This window comes from Mesorhizobium sp. WSM4989 (genome assembly GCF_029625795.1).
Taxonomy (GTDB): Bacteria; Pseudomonadota; Alphaproteobacteria; order Rhizobiales; family Rhizobiaceae; genus Mesorhizobium.
Map to the genome: position 1 here is coordinate 56,753 of NZ_JARTVN010000001.1, position 23,788 is coordinate 80,540.

24 protein-coding genes and 2 pseudogenes are annotated in these 23,788 nt (G+C 64.3%); 13 read left to right on the plus strand and 13 right to left on the minus strand.

What is annotated here, in order from left to right:
- Positions 1–129 precede the first annotated feature (129 nt).
- Both groES and groL read left to right on the plus strand, forming a co-directional pair.
- Positions 130–426 carry a co-chaperone GroES gene (gene groES / locus P9217_RS00245; RefSeq protein ID WP_095801333.1) on the plus strand — a complete coding sequence of 99 codons (297 nt, stop codon included), beginning with the start codon at positions 130–132 and terminating at the stop codon, positions 424–426.
- Positions 427–495: 69 nt separating this feature from the next.
- Positions 496–2,148: a chaperonin GroEL gene (gene groL / locus P9217_RS00250; protein ID WP_067324836.1), complete on the plus strand. Its 1,653-nt coding sequence runs from the start codon at positions 496–498 to the stop codon at positions 2,146–2,148.
- A gap of 468 nt (positions 2,149–2,616) precedes the next feature.
- Here the strand turns inward: groL and P9217_RS00255 are convergent, their stop codons facing one another.
- From P9217_RS00255 to P9217_RS00270, 4 genes and pseudogenes are all read right to left on the minus strand, one after another.
- On the minus strand, positions 2,617–3,228 hold the full coding sequence (locus tag P9217_RS00255; RefSeq protein WP_278086891.1) for a LysE family translocator: 612 nt from the start codon (positions 3,226–3,228) through the stop codon (positions 2,617–2,619).
- Between the two features lie 267 nt (positions 3,229–3,495).
- Positions 3,496–3,813: pseudogene (locus tag P9217_RS00260) on the minus strand (YkgJ family cysteine cluster protein); the annotation flags it as partial.
- Between the two features lie 195 nt (positions 3,814–4,008).
- The gene (locus tag P9217_RS00265; RefSeq protein WP_127325428.1) at positions 4,009–4,788 is read right to left on the minus strand and encodes an SRPBCC domain-containing protein; all 780 of its coding nucleotides are present in this window, start codon (positions 4,786–4,788) and stop codon (positions 4,009–4,011) included.
- Positions 4,788–5,108: a metalloregulator ArsR/SmtB family transcription factor gene (locus P9217_RS00270; RefSeq protein ID WP_067001113.1), complete on the minus strand. Its 321-nt coding sequence runs from the start codon at positions 5,106–5,108 to the stop codon at positions 4,788–4,790. The genes P9217_RS00265 and P9217_RS00270 overlap by 1 nt, the downstream gene beginning before the upstream one ends.
- 141 nt (positions 5,109–5,249) lie before the next feature.
- Between P9217_RS00270 and P9217_RS00275 the strand changes: the two genes are divergently transcribed.
- Positions 5,250–5,429, plus strand: a complete 180-nt coding sequence (locus tag P9217_RS00275; protein ID WP_082953881.1) for a CsbD family protein — start codon at positions 5,250–5,252, stop codon at positions 5,427–5,429.
- A gap of 166 nt (positions 5,430–5,595) precedes the next feature.
- Positions 5,596–5,767, plus strand: a pseudogene (locus tag P9217_RS00280) (CsbD family protein).
- A 130-nt stretch (positions 5,768–5,897) separates the two neighbouring features.
- Here the strand turns inward: P9217_RS00280 and P9217_RS00285 are convergent.
- The gene (locus P9217_RS00285; protein ID WP_278086890.1) at positions 5,898–7,031 is read right to left on the minus strand and encodes a metallophosphoesterase; all 1,134 of its coding nucleotides are present in this window, start codon (positions 7,029–7,031) and stop codon (positions 5,898–5,900) included.
- A gap of 145 nt (positions 7,032–7,176) precedes the next feature.
- On the opposite strand from P9217_RS00285, the gene P9217_RS00290 reads away from it, so the two are divergent.
- Positions 7,177–7,770 carry a hypothetical protein gene (locus P9217_RS00290; protein ID WP_127241490.1) on the plus strand — a complete coding sequence of 198 codons (594 nt, stop codon included), beginning with the start codon at positions 7,177–7,179 and terminating at the stop codon, positions 7,768–7,770.
- Positions 7,771–7,815: 45 nt separating this feature from the next.
- On the opposite strand, the gene P9217_RS00295 is transcribed toward P9217_RS00290, so the two are convergent.
- On the minus strand, positions 7,816–8,475 hold the full coding sequence (locus P9217_RS00295) for a TetR/AcrR family transcriptional regulator (protein ID WP_278086889.1): 660 nt from the start codon (positions 8,473–8,475) through the stop codon (positions 7,816–7,818).
- Here P9217_RS00295 and P9217_RS00300 point away from each other — a divergent pair.
- Positions 8,468–9,349, plus strand: a complete 882-nt coding sequence (locus P9217_RS00300; RefSeq protein WP_336618894.1) for an NIPSNAP family protein — start codon at positions 8,468–8,470, stop codon at positions 9,347–9,349. The genes P9217_RS00295 and P9217_RS00300 overlap by 8 nt on opposite strands.
- On the opposite strand, the gene P9217_RS00305 is transcribed toward P9217_RS00300, so the two are convergent.
- Both P9217_RS00305 and choX read right to left on the minus strand, forming a co-directional pair.
- On the minus strand, positions 9,350–10,186 hold the full coding sequence (locus tag P9217_RS00305; protein WP_278086888.1) for an alpha/beta hydrolase: 837 nt from the start codon (positions 10,184–10,186) through the stop codon (positions 9,350–9,352).
- Positions 10,183–11,121: a choline ABC transporter substrate-binding protein gene (gene choX / locus P9217_RS00310; protein ID WP_095802559.1), complete on the minus strand. Its 939-nt coding sequence runs from the start codon at positions 11,119–11,121 to the stop codon at positions 10,183–10,185. Before choX ends, P9217_RS00305 begins: the two co-directional genes overlap by 4 nt.
- A gap of 108 nt (positions 11,122–11,229) precedes the next feature.
- Here choX and betI point away from each other — a divergent pair, with 108 nt between their 5' ends.
- Positions 11,230–11,841 (plus strand): transcriptional regulator BetI, encoded by a 612-nt coding sequence (gene betI, locus P9217_RS00315; protein WP_095778401.1) that lies wholly within the window; start codon positions 11,230–11,232, stop codon positions 11,839–11,841.
- Positions 11,842–11,847: 6 nt separating this feature from the next.
- Here betI and P9217_RS00320 read toward each other — a convergent pair whose 3' ends face one another.
- Entirely contained in the window at positions 11,848–12,807 is a 960-nt protein-coding gene (locus tag P9217_RS00320) for a LysR family transcriptional regulator (RefSeq protein ID WP_095802560.1), read from the minus strand.
- A gap of 105 nt (positions 12,808–12,912) precedes the next feature.
- Here P9217_RS00320 and P9217_RS00325 point away from each other — a divergent pair, with 105 nt between their 5' ends.
- The 4 genes from P9217_RS00325 (at position 12,913) to P9217_RS00340 (ending at position 16,190) form a co-directional block, all read left to right on the plus strand.
- Positions 12,913–13,395, plus strand: coding sequence for a cupin domain-containing protein (locus P9217_RS00325; protein ID WP_127246831.1), 483 nt, complete (start codon positions 12,913–12,915; stop codon positions 13,393–13,395).
- A 131-nt stretch (positions 13,396–13,526) separates the two neighbouring features.
- Positions 13,527–14,924, plus strand: a complete 1,398-nt coding sequence (gene fumC, locus P9217_RS00330) for a class II fumarate hydratase (RefSeq protein ID WP_278086887.1) — start codon at positions 13,527–13,529, stop codon at positions 14,922–14,924.
- Positions 14,925–15,216: 292 nt separating this feature from the next.
- Positions 15,217–15,639, plus strand: coding sequence for a DoxX family protein (locus P9217_RS00335; RefSeq protein WP_067001137.1), 423 nt, complete (start codon positions 15,217–15,219; stop codon positions 15,637–15,639).
- A gap of 128 nt (positions 15,640–15,767) precedes the next feature.
- The gene (locus P9217_RS00340; RefSeq protein ID WP_127216669.1) at positions 15,768–16,190 is read left to right on the plus strand and encodes a DoxX family protein; all 423 of its coding nucleotides are present in this window, start codon (positions 15,768–15,770) and stop codon (positions 16,188–16,190) included.
- Between the two features lie 4 nt (positions 16,191–16,194).
- On the opposite strand, the gene ppx is transcribed toward P9217_RS00340, so the two are convergent.
- Positions 16,195–17,730 carry an exopolyphosphatase gene (gene ppx, locus P9217_RS00345; protein ID WP_095829080.1) on the minus strand — a complete coding sequence of 512 codons (1,536 nt, stop codon included), beginning with the start codon at positions 17,728–17,730 and terminating at the stop codon, positions 16,195–16,197.
- Positions 17,727–19,922 carry an RNA degradosome polyphosphate kinase gene (locus P9217_RS00350; RefSeq protein WP_278086886.1) on the minus strand — a complete coding sequence of 732 codons (2,196 nt, stop codon included), beginning with the start codon at positions 19,920–19,922 and terminating at the stop codon, positions 17,727–17,729. The genes ppx and P9217_RS00350 overlap by 4 nt, the downstream gene beginning before the upstream one ends.
- Positions 19,923–20,161: 239 nt before the next feature.
- Here P9217_RS00350 and P9217_RS00355 point away from each other — a divergent pair, with 239 nt between their 5' ends.
- Together P9217_RS00355 and P9217_RS00360 are read left to right on the plus strand one after the other, a co-directional pair.
- Complete coding sequence (locus P9217_RS00355; RefSeq protein ID WP_066997164.1) at positions 20,162–20,407, plus strand: zinc-finger domain-containing protein; 246 nt, start codon at positions 20,162–20,164, stop codon at positions 20,405–20,407.
- A gap of 26 nt (positions 20,408–20,433) precedes the next feature.
- On the plus strand, positions 20,434–21,663 hold the full coding sequence (locus tag P9217_RS00360) for an FAD-dependent monooxygenase (protein ID WP_278086885.1): 1,230 nt from the start codon (positions 20,434–20,436) through the stop codon (positions 21,661–21,663).
- Between the two features lie 148 nt (positions 21,664–21,811).
- Here P9217_RS00360 and P9217_RS00365 read toward each other — a convergent pair whose 3' ends face one another.
- Both P9217_RS00365 and P9217_RS00370 read right to left on the minus strand, forming a co-directional pair.
- Entirely contained in the window at positions 21,812–22,615 is an 804-nt protein-coding gene (locus P9217_RS00365) for an amino acid ABC transporter ATP-binding protein (RefSeq protein ID WP_066997155.1), read from the minus strand.
- A gap of 15 nt (positions 22,616–22,630) precedes the next feature.
- Positions 22,631–23,788, minus strand: coding sequence for an amino acid ABC transporter permease (locus P9217_RS00370; RefSeq protein WP_127241989.1), 1,158 nt, complete (start codon positions 23,786–23,788; stop codon positions 22,631–22,633).

Consider the following 23,788-nt stretch of genomic DNA (forward strand, 5'->3'; position numbering starts at 1 on the left):
CCTTGACTCTCGCATGCCATCAGCCTATCTCAGCGCCACGTTAGCACTCGCCTTAGGTGAGTGCTAACTTATATCCGGCCTCGCCGGATGGAGGAACAGTTCTCACCGTTCTCATTCGAGGAAGACAACATGGCAAAGTCCAAGTTCCGCCCGCTTCATGACCGCGTGGTCGTTCGCCGGGTCGAATCCGAATCCAAGACCGCCGGCGGGATTATCATCCCGGATACGGCGAAGGAGAAGCCGCAGGAAGGCGAGATCATCGCCGTCGGCTCCGGCGCTCGCGACGAAGCCGGCAAGCTCGTGCCGCTGGACGTCAAGGCCGGCGACCGCGTGCTGTTCGGCAAGTGGTCGGGCACTGAAGTCAAGCTCAATGGCGAGGACCTTCTGATCATGAAGGAATCCGACATCATGGGCATCATCGGCTGATCATCGGCCTCACCGTCAACTGAATCTTGAATCTGCGGGTTCGACCCGAACCCCTGCCAGGAGCTTACAATGGCTGCAAAAGACGTAAAGTTTTCCCGTGATGCCCGCGAGCGCATGCTGCGCGGCGTCAACATCCTCGCCGACGCGGTGAAGGTCACCCTCGGTCCGAAGGGCCGCAACGTCGTCATCGACAAATCGTTCGGCGCCCCGCGCATCACCAAGGACGGCGTCACCGTCGCCAAGGAGATCGAGCTCGAGGACAAGTTCGAGAACATGGGCGCGCAGATGGTGCGTGAGGTCGCTTCGAAGACCAACGACATCGCCGGCGACGGCACGACCACCGCGACCGTTCTCGCCCAGGCCATCGTCCAGGAAGGCAACAAGGCCGTTGCCGCCGGCATGAACCCGATGGATCTGAAGCGCGGCATCGACCTCGCCGTCACCGAAGTCGTTACCGCTCTCGGCAAGGCTGCCAAGAAGATCAAGACCTCCGAGGAAGTCGCCCAGGTCGGCACGATCTCGGCCAATGGCGACGAGTCGGTCGGCAAGATGATCGCGGAAGCGATGCAGAAGGTCGGTAACGAAGGCGTCATCACCGTCGAGGAAGCCAAGACCGCCGAGACCGAGCTGGAAGTCGTCGAAGGCATGCAGTTCGACCGCGGCTATCTCTCGCCCTACTTCGTCACCAACGCCGACAAGATGGTCGCCGATCTGGAAGACGCCTACATCCTGCTGCACGAGAAGAAGCTCTCCAACCTGCAGGCCATGCTGCCGGTCCTGGAAGCCGTCGTTCAGACCTCGAAGCCGCTGCTCATCATCTCGGAAGACGTCGAAGGCGAGGCTCTGGCCACGCTGGTCGTCAACAAGCTGCGCGGCGGCCTGAAGATCGCCGCCGTCAAGGCTCCGGGCTTCGGCGACCGCCGCAAGGCCATGCTGGAAGACATCGCCATCCTGACCGGTGGCCAGGTCATCTCGGAAGACCTCGGCATCAAGCTCGAGAATGTCGGCCTCAACATGCTCGGCCGCGCCAAGAAGGTGTCGATCTCCAAGGAAAACACCACCATCGTCGACGGCGCCGGCAAGAAGGCCGAGATCCAGGGCCGCGTCGCCCAGATCAAGCAGCAGATCGAGGAGACCACCTCGGACTACGACAAGGAGAAGCTGCAGGAGCGTCTGGCCAAGCTCGCGGGCGGCGTCGCGGTGATCCGCGTCGGCGGCGCGACCGAGGTCGAGGTCAAGGAAAAGAAGGACCGCGTTGACGACGCTCTGAACGCGACCCGCGCGGCCGTTGAAGAAGGCATCGTCCCCGGCGGCGGCGTCGCGCTGCTGCGCGCTTCGCACGCCGTCAAGGCGACCGGCGTCAATGCCGACCAGGCGGCGGGCATCGCCATCGTTCGTCGCGCGCTGCAGGCTCCGGCCCGCCAGATCGCGGCCAACGCCGGTGCCGAGGCTTCGATCGTTGCCGGCAAGATCCTCGAGAACAAGGCTGCGACCTACGGCTTCAACGCCCAGACCGGCGAGTATGGCGACATGATCGGCATGGGCATCGTCGACCCGGTCAAGGTCGTTCGCACCGCTCTCCAGGACGCGGCCTCGGTCGCCGGCCTGCTGGTCACCACCGAAGCCATGATCGCCGAGGCTCCGAAGAAGGAAGCCGCCGGCGGTATGCCGGGCGGTATGCCTGGCGGCGGCATGGGCGGCATGGGCGGCATGGACTTCTAAGAAGTCCATAAAGCACGCCCATCATTGAACATTGCTCAAGCCCGCAAGCGGCTTGAGTGGCGGCATGGACTTCTAAGAAGTCCGGTCCCACAGCGAATATGGAAAGGGCGGCAGACATGTCGCCCTTTTTGTTTGGCATGCGGGCAGCCGGTCCAAAGGCGGGCTTCTATACTGTTGCGAAGTGTTGCGATTGGCGAAGGCCCGCGCAACAGCCGATCTCCCCTCTTGAGGGGGAGATGCCCGGCAGGGCAAAGGGGGTCCCGCGCATAAGGCGCCGGCGACGACTCCCTTGCAACGAAGGCGCTGGCGCTCCAACGCGCGGCGACCCCCTCTGTCGCCTTCGGCGACATCTCCCCCTCAAGGAGGGAGATCAGCAGCGCCAGCGCCAGCGCTCGGCCATCCCTGCGTCAACCTGATCCGCGTCGCGGACGGGCGATAGTCGAGGCGATGGGCTATATCACGGTTCGCTTACCGATCCGCCAGCGCCAGCTTGGCCCCCAGCATGACGAAGGCGCCGGCGAAGGTGCGGCGCATCCAGGTCAGCACCATCGGCCGCGACACGACATGGCTGCGCACCGAAGCCGCGAACACGCCGTAGACGACGAAGACAAGGAAGGTCATCAGCATCAACACGCCGGACAGCTCCAGCATCTTGGCGAAAGCGTGCGGCTCGGTGGTGCTGACGAATTGCGGCAGGAAGGCGAAGAAGAAGATCGACAGTTTTGGGTTCAAGATGTTGATCAGGATGCCGGAGGTGATCACCTTGCGGGCAGAGCGCGGCGCGGCGTTCTGATCGAGAGCAAGGCCGCCCTTCTCCTTCAGCGTGTTCCAGGCCATGTAGAGCAGATAGGCGACGCCCAGATATTTCAGAGTCTCGAAGGCGACGGCGCTTGTGTGCAGCACCGCCGCAAGGCCGGTGATGGCCGCCGCCATGTGCGGGATGATGCCCAGCGTGCAGCCGAAAGCGGCGATGATCGCGGCGCGAGCGCCGCGCGAGAGGCCGGCGCTCAGCGTGTAGAGAACGCCAGTGCCGGGCGAAGCGACGATAATCAGCGACGTCAACAGGAATTCGATGCTCACGGTTTCCTCCATGGCCTGCACGGCGCGGAAGGTATCGGGAGGTCCGAGCGTGGGCAAGCGGGGAAGAAAGTAATCTCCCCCTTGTGGTCCCCTCGCGAGGAGATGTCGCCGAAGGCGACAGAGGGGGCTCGCCTCGTGTAGAGCGCGGCCTTTTCCGCGACGCGATCACGTTGGCGATTTATGTGAGACGACCCCCTCTGACCGCTTCGCGGCCATCTCCCCCTCGAGGGGGGAGATCACGCTCTCCGCCGCCAGCCCATGGGCGGCCCTTGCCATTAGGCAGTCGTCGCCGCCGGGCATGCAGGCGCGGCAGACATGCGGGCGGGCTTCGTAAATCGCGCAGGCCGTCTGCTTGCCCACCTCGCCGCGAAGCGCGGTGCAGCGGCCGTCCTCGCAGCGCATGCCTGACAGGTCGGTCGCGACCAGCTCATCGGGGATGCGGTCGAGCTCGGCATCCTCTTCGGTCGAAAAGCGCGGCCAGTCCGCCGAATAGGCGCAGCAGGCGCCGCAGCTCTGGCAGTCGAAGGCGGCTGATGCGTCAAGCAGGGTCGGGCAGGGTCGGTCGTGCGGCAAGGCTATCCTCATGCTGGCAAGTGCCTTTAGCACGGAGCCGGGAAATGCGTCGCATCCGGCCGAGCAAAAAATTTTGTTTTGCCGGGAACCCTTTTGCCGGCTGGCGGTTTTGTCCCTGTTATCGGCAGTTCACGAGTATCGAGAAAAGCTGATAACAAAAGACGCCTCCCGCGCCCTGAAAAGCGCGAGAGGCGTTTTCCATCCGCCTTACATGATCGTGCTCATCATCGGCAGGATTTCATAGCGGAAGCCGCGGCCGGAACGCGCCACCGGGTCGCCTTCGGTAACCGCCCTGGCGTCGGCTTCCGTGCCGACCTGCAGGATCAGAAGCCCCCACGGTCCGGCTGGATCGGCGACTGGGCCGGCAATCATCATTCTGCCTTCACGAAGCAGGCCGCGCAGATAGTCGGCATGCGCATTCATCAGCGCCCTCTCCTCCTCCGTCAGGGTGAAGGCGAAATCCGGACGCGGCGGAATCAGCCGGCAATGGAAGACCGAAGGCGACCTGGCAGCCGTCTCCTTGGCAAGGAATTCGTCCAACCAGCCCAGAACGCGCTCCCAACCGGAACCGTGATCGCGGCAGGAGTCCCGTCGCGACCCGAAGCCGTCATGGCGCAGCGTCAGCCGGGTGCCGTTCTCGACGGCTTCGAGCGTATAGGTGACGGTGGTGAGGTTATCGCCGTCCCAGGGCGCCTTCCAGGTCATCACCAGACGATGCGGCGGCTCGACCTCGAGATACTCGCCGGCGACATGGAAGTCCTGCCCGTCCGCGCCCTTGCCTTCCGAGCGCCAGGCGCCGCCCGGCCGGACATCGGCCGTGTGCTCCGTCGTCCGGTACATGTTGTCGGCGCCCCACCAGAGCGGGATCTGGTCCTCAGCGGTAATGGCGCGGAAGACGCGCTCCGGCGGCACGGCGATCGTCACCGTGGCAAGGATGGTACCGGCGGAAATGTCGGCGATCGCGCGCGGCTTGTCTTGGATGGCCATCATTCATTCTCCAGGTAGGATTTGAGATTGCCGAGGCTGTGCTGCCAGAAGTCTCGGTAAGGCAGGATCCAGTCGGCGACATCCTTCAATTCCGCCGGCTCCAGCCGGTAGACTCGCTCGCGGCCCTGCCGCTGCTCGGAAACGACGTTGAGCTCGCGCAGTATCCTCAGATGCTTGGAAATGGCCGGCCGACTCTGCGAGAAGGCGGACGCCAGTTCGTTGACCGGCGCGGGGCCCTGCCGCAGCCGGTCGAGGATGGCGCGCCGCGTCGGATCGGCGATGGCGCGGAAGACGGAACGGTCGTGCTCAGCCTGCGGCATAATGCGTATCCATTTGGTTACATATTATGCCGAATTCGGTCGCCGGTCAATTATCCTCGACCGGTGTGCTTTGGCGCAACGGAACCGCGAAGCACTCCGGCCCGTTTCTCCTCGCGAATTGGATCTCCGGGAGATGCGGAGATGGTGAACATGGACCAAATAGTGGGCTTGGCGAAGCAGATCAAAGGTTCGATCCGGCAAGCCATAGGCAAGGCCACCGGCAACCGGCCGATGGAAATCAGGGGCATGGCGGACAAGTCGGCAGGCCAGGTGCAGAAGGCCTGTGGCGACATGAAAGCCATGCTCAAAAAGGCGATGTGACCAGCAGGCCCCGCGGTCAGATCTCGAACGCCCGGCACGGGCTGTCCGTCATGCCGACAGCGGCGTGATGCGGCAGGCCGCACGGAACTCAAACATTGCCCGTTCGTTGTCGTGGCGGATGCGGTTGGCGCATCCCGCTCCTATTCCAGGCCCAGGAGATGCGGATATGGTGAACAGGCATCAAGTTGCCGGCATCGCCAAGCAGGTAAAAGGCAGGCTGAAGCAGGCGGCCGGCAAGGCCACCGGCAGCCGGCGCCTGCAGGTGGAAGGCATGTCCGAAAGAATTGCCGGCAGGGGCCTATGGCGACGTGAAGGACAAGGCTCGCAAGGCGCTCTGACCCATAGCCGCGAGGGCAACGGCCGACCCGCGCGCCGGCCTGTTCGTCGTTTGAGCGTCGACCGCGCCAAGACCGCAGAACAGCTCGAACAACGGGCCTGGCGCAACTCTACCCGGCGTGCTTTCTCCGTTCAGGTGGCCCAGCTTTTGGCGAAGGCGTTGGTGAAGACGACCTCGCCATGGTCGCCGGCCGCCTCACCCAAGACCACGTCCATGTGGTCATCGGTCACCCGCGCCAGCGCGAAGCCGCCCATGAAAGCCGCCTTCGGCTTGACGAGGTCGAGCCCGTCGCGCCGGTAGATCATCGGCACTGCGTGCTGATGGCCGTGGAAAATGGCGATCACATTATAACCCTTCAGCGTGGCGACAAGCGCCTGGCGGTCGGCGTCGCCCCACCAATGCGGGCGGCCGGCGCCGTCGTCGCCATAGGTGCGCTTCACTGGATCCCAGCGCTCGACCGAGAAGGTGTCCCAACCATAGTGCTGGAAGAGAATCACCGGACGGCCGTCGCCGGCATAGGTCGCCAGATCCTGCTTCAGCCATGGCAGGCTGCCTATCGCGTCATGGCCGGTGTCGCCGGCGAAGCGATGCGTCTGGACGAGGTGCAGGCCGCCCCAATCCCAGGAATAGCAATCGGTGTCGACATCGTAATTGGTCGCCGGCACCGGCGGCTTGAAGAAAACGCCGGGGCGATGGTTGACCTCGACATAGTCGCGCATCTCGCGACGGTACCAGTCAACATGGCGCGTCGGCCCATTCTGGTCGAGATCGTGATTGCCGAGCCCGACATAGACCGGGACATGCACGCGATCGGGGCCGATGCCTTGCTGGTAGCGCTGGCTGAACTGCAGAAGCTGCGTGCCTTCGCTCGGCTCAGTGATCTGGCCGCCGCCGTCATCGGTGATGTCGCCCCCGGTGACGAGGCCGAGCGGCGTGGCGATGCGTGTGCCGGCCGAGCGCAGGCCGGTGGCAGCGCCGCTGATCTCGGCCGGCCACTCTTTGTCGTCGATTGCGTTGAGCACGGCCACATTGCGCAGCAATGCCGCGTCGGTCTTGCCCTCCTGCTCGCAATGCGGGCTGAGCCCGGTCTCCATGCGGCAGGCATGGATATCGGCGATGAACAGGAAGGTGGCGTCAATCGGCTGGATAGGCTGGCCGGTCTGGGCGAAAGTGGTGTCCGGCAGGGCGCAGGTCGCGGCAAGGCCGGCCACCCGGGCCAGGAAATCGCGCCGGGACAAGAATGCTGAGGATAAGCGATTCATCATCGCGCCATTGGAACATTTTCAGCGCCGGATCGTCCAGATTGGCGGGTCTTTTCAAGCATTGGTTGAATTCGTGAAGGGCACTTTGGGTCGACAGCGCAGAGAGGGTCTGTCATTCCTTCCAGAACACATTTCCAGGGGAGAAGGCATGAAACCCGTGACGACCTGTGTGGCCCTCTCCATGCTTGCCCTCACCGGCACCGCCGAGGCGGCCGACTGCGTGGACGCCAAATCCGCCAAGGCCGGCTTCGTGCTGGAGAAGCCCGGCATCCGCAGCGAGTTCCGGCCGGCGCCGGGCGGCATGGTCGCGGTCGCCAACAACTACCAGTCGCAATCGCCGCAGACGCAATATCTCTACGCCGGGCTGATCGAGATTTTCCGCGATAGCGACACGGGCCGGCTGTCAATGATCCCGCTCGGCGACCTCAAAAAGCTCTTCCCGCTGAAGGCCGGTGCCAAGAGCAAGACCGAGTTCGTGCGGCTTTCGGCGAAGAAGGCGCCGAAGGGCACCGAAACACTGGCTTTAAGCGTCAAGGGCAAGGACACCTACAAGCTGGGCGACTGCAAATACACGGTGCTGACGGTGAAAGAGACGCTGACCGGCGATTCCGGCGCGGTGATCGACAGCTTCACCGCGCTCTATTCGCCCGACCTGCAAGCGGTGCTGGCGCGGCGCTACGACGAGGGGACGAGCGCGCAGAGCGAAGTGGGGTTCGAGACGATCAAGCCGCTGAGGGAGTGAAGGCTGCCTTTCAGTCAGGGACTTAAGATGATCCTCATACCGGCATCAGCGGATTGCCTGCTGCCGCACCACCCTGCGGGGTCGTCTGGCGGGCGAACCGTTCTGTGATGGCGGGGGCTCGACCCGCTCCAAACCCTCCAGGCACTGCCGCAACACACCGGCATCCTGCTCGGCCTTGGCCATCGACATGGCGCCGGAGTAAGCCGCCACCGTCAGCGCGGCAAAGCGGTCGGGATCGGTCCCACCTTCCCGGCCGGCCTCCTGATCGGCGCGCACCTTGTCGGAGATCGCCCGCCGCCAGCCGGCGAAGATATCGGCCAACGCAATACGGAAATCGGGATCGGCGAGCGACAGCTCATGCGCCAGATTGTTGAGCGGGCAGCCGCGTACATAGCCCTGCTGCTCGAGCGCGGCCGCTACCGCCTCAAACACGGCGCGCACGCCCTTGCGAGCCGAAGGCGCCGCCCGCACCGGCTCGATCCAGGTCTCCTCAACCGCGGCCGCCACCCGCTCCTCGATCACCGCCAGCGCCAGCGCCTTCTTGGTCGGGAAATGATGGTGCAGCGCGCCGCCGGTGACGCCGGCCGCCGCCATCAGGTCGCCGAGGCTCGAGGCGTGGTAGCCGCGCGCCTGGAAGCAATCTTCCGCCACGTCGAGCACGCGCCGCCGCATGCCCTGCGGATCGTTGGTGCGCTTCTTGCGCATCGCCACCTCCACCTTTCCCCGTCGGAGAGAAGGGGAAGAACGTAGCATATTGACAAAACAGGACAACCGGTCTGTTTATAAACAGGATGAACACCCTGTTTTCGAGAGTCTAGCCATGAACAGACCTTCCCGCCTTGCGTCGCCGATCGTGGAGCTCAGGCAATACACATTGAAACCCGGCGATCGCGAAACGCTTATCGCGCTGTTCGACCGGGAGTTCATCGAGAGCCAGGAAGCCGTGGGCATGACCGTTATCGGCCAGTTCCGCGACCTCGATCGTCCCGACATGTTCGTCTGGCTGCGCGGCTTCGCCGACATGGAGGCCAGGAGGAAAGCGCTCACCGCCTTCTATGAGGGCCCGGTGTGGGCCGAGCATCGCGACGCCGCCAATGCGACGATGATCGATTCCGACGACGTGCTGTTGCTGAAGCCCGCGTGGCCGGACGCCGGCTTCGACCTGTCGAGGCGGGAGCGGTCGACCGTGAGCGAAGGCGAAAACAAAAGTGCGCAGCCTCACTTAGACGGCATTGTTGAGATTTCGATTCATCATTTGCGCCACGGCATGGAAACCGGCTTTGCCGAGCGTTTCCGGGCGGAAATGGTTCCGCAACTGACGGCCAGCGGGGGCCGGCTGCTCGGCGCCTTCGTCAGCGAGCATGCCGAAAACACTTTTTCGCGGCTGCCGGTGCGAGCCGGCGAAAATGTCTTCATCGCAGTCATCGGTTTCGACGATGGCGACGCCCATGCGAACTATCGGTCCGGCCTTGGCGCTTCTCCGGCATGGCAGGCGGTTCGCAAAACCATGCAGGCTGCTTCGACGCAGCCGGCAGAGACGTTGCGCCTCACGCCGACGGCCCGATCGCTGTTGCGGTAGTCACTCGGCTGGCAGCACGTCGGCTATTGCCTTGGCGACGAAGGCCGGGTCTTCCCAGTGCGGATTGTGGCCGCAGTCCTGCGCCCAGACGAGACGCGATCCGGCAAGCGCCTCGGCCAAAGCCTCCTGGTGCGCTTGGCCGAAGAGGGGATCGCAGGCGCCGGCAATGATCAACGTCCGGACCCGCACAGCCCGCGCCGCCGCGGTCAGATCCGTGCGGCGGATTTCTTCGAGAATGGCGCGCCAGCGCGCCGCCGGCATCGCCGAAGCGTCCGCCGCCAGGCCGGCAAGAAGGGCCCGCGGCACGCCGGACCCGCAGGCGTGCCACCAGTCGTAGAACGGATCAGTCGGCGAGATCGGGTCGCGCAGTTCCGCCACGCCGTCAACCAACGGATGGTCCGGCGCGAAATCTGCCTTCAGCGCCCCGGCCAGGACGACCAGCCCGCCGACCAGTTCCGGATGCCGCGCGGCCACCTGCATGGCGACCATGCCACCCAGCGAATGGCCGAGAACGACCGGCCGGGCGAGCCGCAGGTTGCGGATCAGCCCGGCGACATCGTCGGCGAAATCGGCGATGCCAAAGCCCCTGCCCGCCTGCGAGGCGCCATGGCCGCGCAGGTCCGGCATGACCAGCCGCCGCGCGGAAAGATGCGGCGCCAGCAACGAGAAACTGCGGCTGGTGTCGGTGAAGCCGTGCACCAGGACGAGCGGCGGTTCCGAGCCGGCGACCTCGACATAGGCGAGGTCGAGGCCACCGACATCGACGAATCGCTTGCGGCCGGCCCAGGCGTCCTGCTCGCCCCCCTGTCCCGACAGATCCAATGCCGCGGGCCTCACAGTCCAAGCTTTTCCTTGACCGCGGCGAGGCCGGGCTTGCCGTCGAAGGTGGTGACGCCGGCAAGCCAGGCGTCGACACGATCCTTGTTGAGCGTGATCGACTTAAGCGCCGCTTCCTCCGGCTTCATGCCGTCATTGATGAGGTAGCCCATGCCGACATTTTCCAGATCGATGTCGAAGGCAAGGTTCTTCAGGAACTGCGCCACGTTCGGGCACTCCTGCAGGAATCCCTTGCGCACCTGGGTCGTCACCGTCGCGGCGCCGAAATTCGGGCCGAAGAACTTGTCGCCGCCGGTCAGATACTTGAAGTCGTACATCGTGTTCATCGGATGGGGCGCCCAGCCCTGGAAGACGATGAACTGCTTCTCCTTGATCTCGTAGCCGACCTCCGAGAGCATGCCGGCTTCGCTCGATTCGACCACCTGCCAGCCGTCGAGCTGGAACTGAGGATCGGCGATAGCATCCATCATCAGCTGGTTCGAGCCGGGCTCGATGCCGTACATCTTCTTCCCGAACTTGTCGGCGAATTTGTGCAGGTCGGAGAGATCCTTGACGCCGGCTTCCCAGACATAGGTCGGCACGGCGAAGGTGTATTTGGCGCCGACCAGATTGACCCGCACATTCTCGATCGAGCCGTCCTTCCTGTAAGGCTCGTAATAAGTGACCATCGCCGGATCCCAGTAGCCGAGGAACAGGTCGAGGTCTTTGTTCTTCATGCCTTCGTAGATGACGTTGATGCCAAGCACGTCGCTCTGCGGCTCATAGCCGAGCACCTGGAGCAGGACCTTGGCCACGCCCGTCGTGAAGGCGAGATCGTTCCAGCCGGGCTCGGCCATTCGCACCACCTTACATTCCTCCGCCTCGGCCGCCTGAACGGTTTGAGCGGCCACCATCAAGGCAGCGAGACAGACGCCATTCGCAAGCAAGCGCACCATTCCGGTTCTCCTCTGTTGACCATTTGGTCATGTTATTGTCCCAGTGGTCAATGATTGATCTGAGCGGGCGAAAATGTCAACATAGATTCGCAAACATGGATCGATCCGGTGAAGCTCACACGTCTCAGCGACATACGCCGCAAGGAGTTGCGGCAAGCGGCCTTTGCGGTGCTCGAGCGCGAGGGCATTGCCGGCGCCACCTTGGAAAAGGTCGCGGCCCAGGCCGGCGCCTCGAAGGGCATCGTGCTGCACTATTTCCGCAACAAGCAGGAATTGTTCGAGCACGCGATGCGCGAGGCCAATGCCGTGCTGTGCAACGCGGTGGTGGCGCGGCTCAAGCGCGCGCGAACGCCGATGGAGCGGCTGGACGCGGTGATCGAGGGCAATTTCGAGGAGCATTTGTTCCTGCCGCCGCTCTGTCACGCCTGGCTGTCGCTCTGCGCCGAGGTGCCGCGCGACGAGAAGCTGGCGCGCATCCAGCGAGTGATCCACGCGCGCATGCGCTCGAACCTGTTGTCCGGCCTGCGCGGCCTCGCATCGCCGGAGTTGGCCGCGGAGATCGTACTCGGCGTCACCGCTCTGATCGACGGGCTGTGGCTCAGGCTTGGCCTGCAGCCGGGCAGCGTCTCGCGCGCGCAGGCGGTCCGCCAGGTCAAGGACTATGTCGCGGGGCGGCTCGCGCTGCGCCAGCCCGCGGCCATCGGCCTGGCGGCCGGATAACAGAGTCTACTCTCCGACCTCATCCTCCAGGTTGCGGAAGCCGAGCGCCTCGACTTCCACCAGGATCTGCTCGCGGATCCAGCGATGCGGCGCCTCGTCGTCATGGCGGGCGTGCCAGTACATCCTGACCGCCGGCGAGGGAATCGAGATTGGCGCCCCGTAGATGCCGAGCGGCAAGGATTTCGCCGCCACCGCCGCGAACTGCATTGGAACGGCCGCCAGATAGGGTCCGCTCGCCACGGCCAGCGCGACCGCCTGGAAATGCGGCAAGGCAAGCGTGACCCGGCGCGTCCGGCCCATCTTCCCCAGCGCGTCATCGGTGAAGCCCGACATCGAGCCGTCGATGGAGCGCAGCGCGTGCGGCAGCTCGCAGAAGAGATCGAGCGGCACCTGCTCGCCTTCGGCGATGCCGGCCCGATTGAGCGCTGCATTGCCCTTCGCCGCGATGACGGCGAAGGGCGAGCCGAACAGCGGTACGCTGGAAACCCATTCGGCGACTTCCAGGGGACGCTCCAGCGCCACGTCGATTTGGTCCTCCTGCAACAGTTTCGAGACGTCGCCGATGGCGCTATCGAGGAAGCGGAACGACACTGATGGCGCCACCGCCGCGATGCGCGCGGCAAAGGGCGGCATCAGGAGCATGGAAAAGAAATCCGCGCCCATGAAGGTGAAGGTCCGCTCCAGCCTGGCCGGATCGAAGTCCTTCGCCGGCTGGAAAGCACGCTCGATCTCGCGCAGCGCAGCACGCACAGGCCCGGCCAGGCTTTCGGCGCGTGGCGTCGGCACCATGTCGTTGCCGCGCCGCACGAAGAGCTGATCGTTGAGCGTATGCCGCAGGCGGTTGAGCGCGGCACTCACCGCAGGCTGGCTGAGGCCGATCTGCTCGCCGGCGCGCGTCACGCTTTTCTCGCGCAAAAGCGCGTCGAGCACCCTCACCAGGTTGAGATCGAGCGCGTTCAAATTCATCGCATCAATTCAGCCCATATGATCATTCGATTTCCATCGCCCACGCGTCGCTGGTTAGTTCGCCGTCGACGCCGCTTCGCCGGCCCAACACAAAGCAGAGACACCATGACAATGATCAACCGGACCATCGCAGGCAAGGAACTCCTTTGGTTCAACAACACGCTCGTCGCCATCCAGGTCTCTTCGGCCGACGGAGAGGACGGCATCTGCGTCATCGAGCATCGCCTGCCCTATGGCGATTCCCCGCCGCTGCATATGCACCGCAACGAAGACGAGGTATTTCACATCCTCGAAGGACAAATGCGTTTCCAGATCAACGGCCATGAGCGGGTCGTGGGCGCGGGCGAAACCGTCATCGCGCCGAAGGGCCTGCCGCATACATACAGGGTCGAATCTCCGCAAGGCGCGCATACGCTCACCGTCACGCGCGGCTCGGATTTCGAGACGATGGTGCGCCTGGCGAGCCGCCCCGCCGAACGGCCGGACCTGCCGCAGCCGGGGGCGCCGACGCCCGAGATGATGGCGACGCTGACGAGACTCTGCGCCGAGAACGGCATCGACATCGTTGGACCGCCGATGGAGGGCTGATCTGGCCCACAAGGGGGGAGATCGGCAGCCCCCTTCAACCGATTTGCATCTTCCTCGCCCACAATCTCCGCTTGAAGGGTTTTGTGCAACGCGATACGCCCTTGCGCAAATCGACAGACCGGAGATTTCCCGTGAGCGCTGAGAAGACCAGAACCGAAACCGATACATTCGGTCCCATCGAGGTCGCGGCCGACCGCTACTGGGGCGCGCAGGCGCAGCGTTCGCTCGGCAATTTCAAGATCGGTTGGGAAAAGCAGCCGGCCTCGATCGTGCGCGCGCTGGGCATCGTCAAGCGCGCCGCGGCCGAAGTGAACATGGAGATGAAACGGCTGGATCCAGCCATCGGCAAGGCAATCGTGGACGCCGCGCAGGAAGTGATCGACGGCAAGCTCGACGACCATTTCCCGCTCGTGGTCTGGCAGACCGGTTCGGGCACGCAGTCCAACATGAATGCCAATGAAGTGATCTCCAACCGGGCCATCGAGATGCTCGACGGCGTGATGGGCTCGAAGAAGCCCGTGCACCCGAATGACCACGTCAATATGAGCCAGTCGTCAAACGACACCTATCCGACGGCCATGCATGTCGCCTGCGCCGAGCGGGTCGCGCATCACCTGATCCCGGCACTCCACCATCTGCACAAAGCGCTCGACGCCAAGGCCCGCGCCTTCAACCACATCATCAAGATCGGCCGCACCCACACGCAGGACGCCACACCCCTTACGCTCGGCCAGGAATTCTCCGGCTACGCCGCGCAGGTCGCCTCGTCGATCAAGCGCATCGAGCAGACGCTGCCCGGCCTGCAGGAACTGGCGCAGGGCGGCACCGCGGTCGGCACCGGGCTCAACGCGCCGGTTGGCTTTGCGGAAAAGGTGGCGGACCGGATCGCCGCCATCACCGGCATCGCCTTCGTCACGGCGCCGAACAAGTTCGAGGCGCTCGCAGCACACGATTCCATGGTGTTCTCGCACGGCGCGATCAACGCGGCGGCGGCGGCGCTCTTCAAGATCGCCAACGACATCCGCCTGCTCGGTTCAGGCCCGCGCTCGGGCCTCGGCGAGCTGTCGCTGCCGGAGAACGAGCCGGGCTCGTCGATCATGCCGGGCAAGGTCAACCCGACGCAGTGCGAGGCGCTGACGCAGGTCTGCGTGCAGGTGTTCGGCAACAATGCCGCGCTAACCTTCGCCGGCAGCCAGGGCCATTTCGAGCTCAACGTCTACAACCCGCTGATGGCCTATAATTTCCTGCAGTCGGTGCAGCTGCTTGCCGACGCTTCCGTCTCCTTCACCGACAATTGCGTCGTCGGCATCGAGGCGCGGGAAGACAACATCAAGGCGGCGCTGGAGCGCTCGCTGATGCTGGTGACGGCGCTCGCCCCCACCATCGGCTACGACAACGCCGCCAAGATCGCCAAGACCGCGCACAAGAACGGCACCACGCTGCGCGAGGAAGCTCTCGCCACCGGGCTGGTCAGCGAGGCCGACTACGACCGGCTGGTGCGGCCCGAGGACATGACGCATCCGGGGTAGTTCTCGCGGCGCGGACAGGCCAAAGGGGTCGTCGTACCAGGGCGAAGACGACCCGATCGGGCGTTTCGGCTAGTCCCCGAGGTCTGCGACTGCAACCCCAACCGATGGCTTGGCTATTTTGCGGGGGCACAATTTACTCGTTAATCCCAATCCGCCGACACGATTTTCGCGCGCGTCCGACGGTCACCGAAACATACTGCCTGTGAACAATGTGTCGCCGCATCGGCGGCTTTGGTGAACAGTCTTCGTCGTCTATCTGACTGGGCATTCAACACGATTCGGAGACTCGCCAATGTCCATCAACACTTCCGCCGCCGGTACCAGCATCGCGTCCAACAGTGCCACCACCATCCTGCTCGGCCGTATCCTGCTCGCCGTCATCTTCCTGCTTTCCGGCTTCGGCAAGCTTACCGCCATTTCCGGCACCGCCGGCTATTTCGGCGCCCTCGGCCTGCCGCTTCCGACCGTGACGGCCGTCGTGGTCGGCCTCATCGAGCTGCTCGGCGGCCTTGCCATTCTCGTCGGGTTCCAGACGCGGATCGCCGCCTGGTTGCTCGCCATCTTCACGATCGCTACCGGCCTGGTTGCTCACACCGGCTGGGCCGACCAGATGCAGATGATCCAGTTTCTAAAGAACCTCGCCATCACCGGCGGCTTCATCCTGCTCGCCTCCTCCGGCGCCGGCGCCTATTCGATCGACGCCAAGCGCGGCTGATCTCCTTCCCCTCCCAAGTTGAAATTGGCGGCGCGGAATTTTTCGCGCCGCTTTTTCGTTTTTCGATTGCAGGCGTACACTGCACCGAGAGCCGGTGCATTCCCGGATACCGGCAAGGGAGGTGGGCCATGAACCGCAACGCGTTGCTTCTCGCCTCGCGGCTCCTGCTTGCCGCGCTGTTCGTGCCCTCGGGCTTCCAGGTGCTGACCAACTTATCCGGCACGATCGATTACTTCACCGGCCTCGGCCTGCCGCTACCGACCCTGGCGGCCTGGGGCACCGGCCTGTTCGAGCTGATCGCCGGACTTTTGATCCTTGTCGGTTTTCAGACGCGGATCGCGGCGCTGCTGCTTGCCGCCTTCACTATCGTCGCCGGCTTCATCGGCCATTTCGGCCAGGGCGGCGAGGATGCGACCCTCACCTTCATGCACCATCAGATGCTGATGAAGGACATTGCCATTGCCGGGGGCTTCCTGGCGCTCGCCATGGCCGGCGCCGGCGCATGGTCGGCCGACGGCCGCCCTTTTGGCGTCGGTGCCGAGATCACCTGATCCGTCACTTGACGGAAATGCTCGGCCCGCCCTCGACCGCCAGCACCAGCCGGCGGTTGGTGATGCGCGCCAGCTGCGCCAGCCGCCCGGCAGGTCGTTCGCCATAGAGGTCGGCAAGCGACGCCGGCAGCACCAGCGCAAGCGCACCGTTGCCGCGGCTTTCCCATTTCAGCCGCGGCATGACCCCGGGCATCGCCGCCGTCAGCAGATAGACGACGCGCATCATCGCCGCCAGCGCACGGGCGCGCTCGAGCATGCGCGGCGGCGCCAGGGTCTTGATCTCGGGCGCGATCGCATCGTTGAAGATGCCGTCATGGCGATAGGCGTTGGTCAGGGCCAGATAGGCGCGGCCAGGATGGTCGACGCCGATAAAGGACGCATGCGCGATGATGTTGAGCGACTGCCGGCCGCGATATTCGGGATGCGCCCGCCAGCCGATATCGGCAAGCAGGCAGGCGGCGTGGCGGTAGCGCGCCTCATCCACCGTCTCGTCGATCCCGAAGGCCTTGAAAGCCTTGTCCGTCCATTCGACGAGGTCATGCGCGTGATGGACCGAGCGCGAGCGCAGCAGCGCCAGTTCCTCCGCCGCGGAGATCAGCGGATCGGCCTTCTGCTCGGCGGCGTCGAGCAGCGAATAGAGGAAGCCTTCGCGCACGCCCTGCGCCGAGACGACGATCTTCGAGGGCTGCATTGCCGCCATGATTTCCTGCAGCACGACCGCACCGTAAGGCAGCAGCGAGCGGCGGTTCTTGGAGACACCTTCGATGCCCTTGACCTTTTCGACCTCGCCCTTGGCCACCTGCCTGAGGAAGTTCAGGGCGCTGTCGGCGGCGATCTCGTAATGATGCATGACGCCGAGCGGGTAGTTGGTCATTTCCATATGGAGCCGGGCGAGGTTTCGCCAGGTTCCGCCGACGGCGTAGAACACCCTGCCCTGCCCGCCCTTCAAAAGCTTCGCCCGCGCCAGTTCCTGGCGCGCGATCTTCTGCGCCTGGACGAGAGAGTTCTTCGCCATGTCCTGCAGGCGCAGGCCGCCGAGCGGCAGCGTGATACCGTCGCCGATCGCCTCGCCATTGATGTCGACGAGTTCCAGGCTGCCGCCGCCAAGGTCGCCGGCGATGCCGTTGGCCGGATAGAAACCGGAAATGATGCCAAGCGCCGAATAATGCGCTTCCTGGCGGCCGGAAAGCACGCGGATCTCGGTCTTCAGCACATCCTCGGCGCGGTGGATAAAGTCCGGGCCGTTGACCGCCTCGCGCGCGGCCGCGGTCGCCAGCACATAGATGTGTTCGGCGCCGGCCTGATCCGAAAGCGCGCGAAAACGGCGGAACTCCTCCATCGATCGCGTCACCGCCTCGGGATCGAGCTTGCCCGTCGAAACGATGCCGCGGCCGAGGCCGGCCAGCATCTTTTCGTTGAACAGCATCGTCGGCGAGCGCGCCAGCCCTTCATAGACGACGAGGCGGATCGAGTTCGATCCGATGTCGATGATCGACAGCGGCCGCCGGTCCTGGAGCCGGCCCTGCGAGACTGAAATCACGCGGCGGCGTTCTTCTTGCGGCGCTTGAACTGGGCAATGCGCCTTGGCGCATGCGATTTCAGCGCGTCACCCCGTCCGGAAAGACTCGGATTGGTCATGAAATATTCCTGCGCGTTGAACGGCTCCTCGCCCTCCTCGAGCGCGGCGCGCCGGGAGGTGCCATCAGCCAATACGTCGAAACTTTGCTGATTGTCCATGATGTTGCCGAGCATGATCTGGCCAAGCACCTGTTCATGCACAGTCGGATTGGTGATCGGCACCAGGGTCTCGACGCGGCGGTCGAGATTGCGCGGCATGATATCGGCCGAGGAGATGTAGACGATCGCTTCGTCGGACGGCAGACCGTGGCCGTAGCCGAAGCAGTAGATGCGGCTGTGCTCGAGGAAGCGGCCGACAATCGACTTCACCCTGATGTTCTCGGAAAGACCCGGCACCTGCGGCCTCAGGCAGCAGATGCCGCGCACGACGAGATCGATCTCGACGCCGGCGCGGCTGGCGTTATAGAGAGCATCGATGACGGTCGGATCGACGAGCGCGTTCATCTTCATCCAGATACGGGCCGGCCTGCCTTCGAGCGCATGGGCGATCTCCTCGGCGATGTGCCTCAGGATGCGGTCGCGCAGCGTGAACGGCGACACCGCAAGACGCATCTCCTCGGCAGGCTCGGCGTAGCCGGTGATGAAGTTGAAGATCTGCGCGACATCGCGCGCGATCGTCGGGTCGGTGGTGAAGAAGGACAGGTCGGTGTAGATGCGGGCGGTGACCGGATGGTAGTTGCCGGTGCCGAGATGCACGTAATTGCGCAGCCGACCGTCCTCGCGGCGGACCACCAGCGACATCTTGGCGTGGGTCTTCAACTCCAGGAAGCCGAAGACGACCTGGACGCCGGCGCGCTCGAGGTCGCGCGCCCAGCGGATATTGGCCTCTTCATCGAAGCGCGCCTTGAGCTCGACGAGCGCCGTCACCGACTTGCCGGCCTCCGCCGCGTCGATCAACGCCCGCACGATCGGGCTGTCGTTCGAGGTTCGGTAGAGCGTCTGCTTGATGGCGACGACTTCCGGATCGGCCGCCGCCTGGCGCAGGAACTGCACCACGACGTCGAAGGATTCGTAGGGGTGGTGGACGATGATGTCCTTCTCGCGGATGGCGGCCAGGCAGTCGCCGCCATGCTCGCGGATGCGCTCGGGAAAGCGCGGGTTATAGGGCGTGAATTTGAGGTCGTCGCGCGGGATGGCGACGATCTCGGAGATCTGGTTGAGCGCCAGCGGCCCGGTGAGCACGCTGATGCGGCTCGACGACACTCCGAGCTCGCCGGCGACGAAGTCGCGCAACTCGGCCGGCATCAGCGTGTCGAATTCGATGCGGATGACAGAGCCGCGGCGGCGGCGCTTCAGCGCCGTCTCGAACAGGCGAACGAGGTCTTCCGATTCCTCCTCCACCTCGATATCGCTGTCGCGGATGATGCGGAACGTGCCCGAGCCCTTGACCTCATATCCAGGGAAGAGCTTGCCGATATAGAGGCCGACCGCTTCCTCCAGCGGGATGAAGCGGACATGATGCTTGCGGTCGGGCAGACGGATGAAACGCCGCAGCGCCACCGGCAAGCGCAAGAGCGCGCTCATCTCCTCGCCGTTCTTGCGGTGGCGCAGCTGCAGCGCCATCGAGAAACCGAGATTGGGGATGAACGGAAACGGGTGCGCCGGGTCGATCGACAGCGGCGTCAGCACCGGGAAAACCTGATCCTGGAAATGCTCCTCCAGCCACGCCTTCTCGTCCTTGGTCAGGCCATCGCGGGGGATGCTTTCGATGCCTTCCTTGTTGAGCAGCTCCATCAGAGCCGACAGGCTCTTCTGCTGGTCTTCCTGCAGGCGCTCGACCTCGCGCAGCAATTGCTCCAACTGCTGCTCGGGCGTGCGGCCGTCCGGGCTCTTCAACGCGATGCCCTCGCGCACCTGACCGGCGAGGCCGGCGACGCGCACCATGAAGAACTCGTCGAGATTTGCGGCCGAGATCGACAGGAAGCGAACGCGCTCGAGCAGCGGGTGATGCTCGTTCAGCGATTCCTCGAGCACCCGGCGGTTGAACTGCAACCAGGAAAACTCGCGGTTGACGAAACGATCTGGATTGCCGCCGTCCGGGCTCGCCGCCTCGACGGTGATGAACTCGCTCTGCACCGGCTTCAGTTCGTTCATGGTCCTGCTCTTGCCCACAACGTCGTTCTTTGAGCGCCATACGCCGCCGGACTCGCTATGCACGCTCTAACACGCTTTTATGACGCATGATGTCACGGAATCGCTTCGTTTCCGGCCTCATGCGCTTAACCGGCTCAACTTATCCTCTGCCAGCCTTTTGCGACAGTTTCATTTCATCGATCTTGCAAACCGGCCGGTTATGATCCAGATGCAAACGGGCCGAACTGAAGGAGACGACGATGGCAGGCGGTACCATTCCCCATTTCCAGAACGACGCGGGCCATCCGGCGATCGATATCGGCGTCAAGGAATTCATGTGCACCGGCGCCAACCCGCCTTTCGACCACCCGCATGTATTCCTCGACATGGGCGACGACAATGAAAAGGTCTGCCCTTACTGCTCGACGCTCTACCGCTATTCGCCGAAGCTGAAGGCGACCGAAACCGAGCCTGCCGGCTGCCTCTATATCGACCAGGCCGCCTGATCGCGGATCTGGGTGACCGCTAGACCATGGAGGAGGCGCGGTCCCGGCAGGTCGTCATCGCCGGGGCCGGAATCGCCGGACTGACGGCAGCTCTTGCCTTTGCCGAACACGGCCATGCCGTCACGGTGCTGGAACAGGCCAGCCAGCTCGAAGCGGTGGGCGCCGGCATCCAGCTTTCCCCCAACGCCACCCGTATGCTCAGCCGGCTCGGCGCGCTCGACCGGTTGCGGTTGAACGCGATCCGCCCGGAAGCGGTGGTGCTGAAGGACGCTGCCACCTTGCGTGAACTGGCGCGCGTGCCGCTCGGCCAGGCCGGCGAAGAGCGCTGGGGCGCGCCCTATCTGGTGGCACACCGCGCCGACCTGCAGACGGCGCTGACGGCGCGGATGGCGGAGCATCCTGAAATCCAACTCGTCACCGGCGCGCGGGTAACGGACGTCGCTGTTCACCCGCCAGACATCGCCGTCGCCGCCGAAACGGATGGCGGCAGCATCGAGGCCGCCGGCGGCCTGCTGATCGGCGCCGACGGCGTCTGGTCGTCGGTTCGCAGGCTGCTTGCGGGTCGAGAGCCGGCCTTCGGGAAGAACCGCTTCTCGGGCGAGCTGGCCTGGCGCGCAACGGTTGCAGCGACAAGCGCCGCTGGCCAGGCTTTTGCAGCAATCGCCGCCGGCGACTGCGTCACGGCCTTCCTGCATCCCGGCTTCCATATGGTCGCCTATCCGGTGAGCAAGGGCAGCGCCTTCAACCTGGCCGCCTTCACCAAGGGCGAGCGCATCGCCGAAGGCTGGTCCGGCCATGCCGATCCCGCCATTCTTGCCAGCGCCATGCGTAGCACGGCGCCCGCGCTGGCGAGACTCGCCGCGCTCGCCGGGCCATGGACGGCGTTTCCAATCCACACCGTCGAGCAGACGCGCTGGACGATGCCGCAGGGCGTAGCCCTGATCGGAGACGCGGCGCACGCCATGACCCCGTTCGCAGCGCAGGGCGCGGCGATGGCGATCGAGGATGCCGCGATGCTCGCCGATCTGATCGCCGACTTTGCCGGCGATCCGCGGCAGAACCTCACCACATGGGAAAATCTCAGGCGGCCGCGCATCGAGAAGGTGCTCGGACGCGGCGCACTCAACCGCATGGCCTGGCACGCATGGGGCCCGGTTGCGATCGCGCGCAACCTGGTGCTGGCGACGCGCCCGGCGGAGAAGCTCGCGGGAGATTTGGACTGGCTCTATGGCTGGGAGGAGCGGAACAGGCGGTGAGGCGTTCGCTGCAGCGGTGTCCTGCACGACCGCCAATGCTACCGCGCCTCGACAACTATGGAAGGCGAGACCGGCAGCGCGCTTCACCAACCGGTCGCTCAAAAGCCCGGCCGTTGGCGGCCGGGCTTCTCGAATTGGCGTCAGAAGCTCAGTGCAGGATCTGCGACAGGAACAGTTTCGTCCGCTCATGGCGCGGATTATCGAAGAACTCGGCCGGCGTGTTCTGCTCGACGATCTGGCCCTGATCCATGAAGATCACCCGGTTGGCGACCTTGCGGGCAAAGCCCATCTCGTGGGTGACGCACAGCATGGTCATGCCTTCTTCGGCAAGGCCAACCATCGTCTCCAGCACTTCCTTGATCATTTCCGGGTCGAGCGCCGAGGTCGGCTCGTCGAAAAGCATGATGCGCGGGTTCATGCAGAGCGAGCGGGCGATCGCCACGCGCTGCTGCTGGCCGCCGGAGAGCTGTCCAGGATATTTGTTGGCCTGCTCCGGGATCTTGACGCGCTTCAGGAAATGCATGGCGATTTCCTCGGCCTGCTTCTTTGGCGTCTTGCGCACCCAGATTGGCGCCAGCGTGCAGTTCTCCAGGATTGTCAGATGCGGGAACAGGTTGAAGTGCTGGAACACCATGCCGACCTCGCGGCGCACCTCGTCGATCTTCTTCAGATCGTTGGTGAGTTCCTTGCCGTCGACGATGATCTTGCCCTTCTGGTGCTCTTCCAAGCGGTTGATGCAGCGGATCATGGTCGACTTGCCGGAGCCGGACGGACCGCAGATGACGATGCGCTCGCCGCGCATCACCTTGAGGTTGATGTCCTTCAGCACATGGAACTCGCCATACCATTTGTGCATGCCGACGATGTCGATGGCGACATCTGTCGTCGAGATGTGCATCTTCTTGGCATCGACCTTGAGGTCTTCCGCGCTGACGGCGTTTTCGGTGGCCATGGCCAATTCCCCTTTTTATCGTTTGTAGCCGGTGTCCAGCCGGCGCTCGGTATACATTGAATAGCGCGACATGCCGAAGCAGAACAGCCAGAACACGAAGGCGGCGAAGATCAAGCCGGACTTCGGGGTCTGCGGCGTCGCCCAGTTGGGATCGGAGAAATTCTGCTTCACCACGCCGAGCAGGTCGAACATCGAGATGATGAGCACCAGGCTGGTGTCCTTGAACATGCCGATGAAGGTATTGACGATGCCGGGAATGACCAGCTTCAAGGCCTGCGGCAGCACGATCAAGCCCATCTTCTGCCAATAGCCGAGGCCGAGCGAATCGGCGCCCTCATACTGGCCCTTCGGGATCGCCTGGAGGCCGCCGCGCACCACTTCCGCCATATAGGCGGCGGCAAACAGCGACACGCCGATCAGCGCCCTGAGGTACTTGTCGAAGGTAACGCCCTCGGGAAGGAAAAGCGGCAGCATGACGCTGGCGAAGAACAGCACGGTGATCAGCGGAATGCCGCGCACCGTCTCGATGAAGACGACGCAAAGCCATTTGACGATCGGCATCTGGGAGCGACGGCCGAGCGCCAGAGCGATGCCCAGGGGCAGCGACACGGCCATACCAACGAAGGAGAGACTGAGCGTCACCAGCAGCCCACCCCAGCGCGAGGTCTCGACATGCGGCAGGCCGAACACGCCGCCGACCAAAAGGAAGTGGGCGACGACCGGCAGCACGAGGAAGAGCAGGATGGCGTTCAGCCCCTTGCGCGGCACGCGCGGGATCAGCATAGGCACCAGCAACACCACGAACAGGATGGCGACCAGGATAGGCCGCCAGCGTTCCTCGATGTGATAGGTGCCGAACATGAACTGGCCGAACTTGGCGTTGACGAAGGCCCAGCAGGCGCCGGTCCAGCCGTCGGGCTGGATGCCGCCTTGCGACACGGTGGCGCAGACCGTGCGGTCCGGCCCGGTCCACACTGCGTTTATGAAGGCCCAGTTGATGACCTGCGGCAGGATCCAGGCGACTATGGCGATGCCGAGGATGGTCAGGATAGTGTCGCCAACCGAGGCGGTCAGGTTCTTGCGCACCCAGGCATAGGCGCCGCGCTCGCCAGGAGGCGCCGACTGCGCCAGCGCCATCTCCGTGCGCACCCAGGACATACCATGTTCCTGCAT

Excerpts from the sequence above, each read along its gene's own strand:
- groES (WP_095801333.1), top strand. The coding sequence starts at position 130 with ATGGCAAAGTCCAAGTTCCGCCCGCTTCATGACCGCGTGGTCGTTCGC.
- groL (WP_067324836.1), top strand. The coding sequence starts at position 496 with ATGGCTGCAAAAGACGTAAAGTTTTCCCGTGATGCCCGCGAGCGCATG.
- P9217_RS00265 (WP_127325428.1), bottom strand. The coding sequence starts at position 4,788 with ATGGCCATCCAAGACAAGCCGCGCGCGATCGCCGACATTTCCGCCGGT.
- P9217_RS00270 (WP_067001113.1), bottom strand. The coding sequence starts at position 5,108 with ATGCCGCAGGCTGAGCACGACCGTTCCGTCTTCCGCGCCATCGCCGAT.
- P9217_RS00275 (WP_082953881.1), top strand. The coding sequence starts at position 5,250 with ATGGTGAACATGGACCAAATAGTGGGCTTGGCGAAGCAGATCAAAGGT.
- P9217_RS00285 (WP_278086890.1), bottom strand. The coding sequence starts at position 7,031 with ATGATGAATCGCTTATCCTCAGCATTCTTGTCCCGGCGCGATTTCCTG.
- P9217_RS00290 (WP_127241490.1), top strand. The coding sequence starts at position 7,177 with ATGAAACCCGTGACGACCTGTGTGGCCCTCTCCATGCTTGCCCTCACC.
- P9217_RS00295 (WP_278086889.1), bottom strand. The coding sequence starts at position 8,475 with ATGCGCAAGAAGCGCACCAACGATCCGCAGGGCATGCGGCGGCGCGTG.
- choX (WP_095802559.1), bottom strand. The coding sequence starts at position 11,121 with ATGGTGCGCTTGCTTGCGAATGGCGTCTGTCTCGCTGCCTTGATGGTG.
- P9217_RS00320 (WP_095802560.1), bottom strand. The coding sequence starts at position 12,807 with ATGAATTTGAACGCGCTCGATCTCAACCTGGTGAGGGTGCTCGACGCG.
- P9217_RS00325 (WP_127246831.1), top strand. The coding sequence starts at position 12,913 with ATGACAATGATCAACCGGACCATCGCAGGCAAGGAACTCCTTTGGTTC.
- P9217_RS00335 (WP_067001137.1), top strand. The coding sequence starts at position 15,217 with ATGTCCATCAACACTTCCGCCGCCGGTACCAGCATCGCGTCCAACAGT.
- P9217_RS00340 (WP_127216669.1), top strand. The coding sequence starts at position 15,768 with ATGAACCGCAACGCGTTGCTTCTCGCCTCGCGGCTCCTGCTTGCCGCG.
- P9217_RS00350 (WP_278086886.1), bottom strand. The coding sequence starts at position 19,922 with ATGAACGAACTGAAGCCGGTGCAGAGCGAGTTCATCACCGTCGAGGCG.
- P9217_RS00355 (WP_066997164.1), top strand. The coding sequence starts at position 20,162 with ATGGCAGGCGGTACCATTCCCCATTTCCAGAACGACGCGGGCCATCCG.
- P9217_RS00360 (WP_278086885.1), top strand. The coding sequence starts at position 20,434 with ATGGAGGAGGCGCGGTCCCGGCAGGTCGTCATCGCCGGGGCCGGAATC.
- P9217_RS00365 (WP_066997155.1), bottom strand. The coding sequence starts at position 22,615 with ATGGCCACCGAAAACGCCGTCAGCGCGGAAGACCTCAAGGTCGATGCC.
- P9217_RS00370 (WP_127241989.1), bottom strand. The coding sequence starts at position 23,788 with ATGCAGGAACATGGTATGTCCTGGGTGCGCACGGAGATGGCGCTGGCG.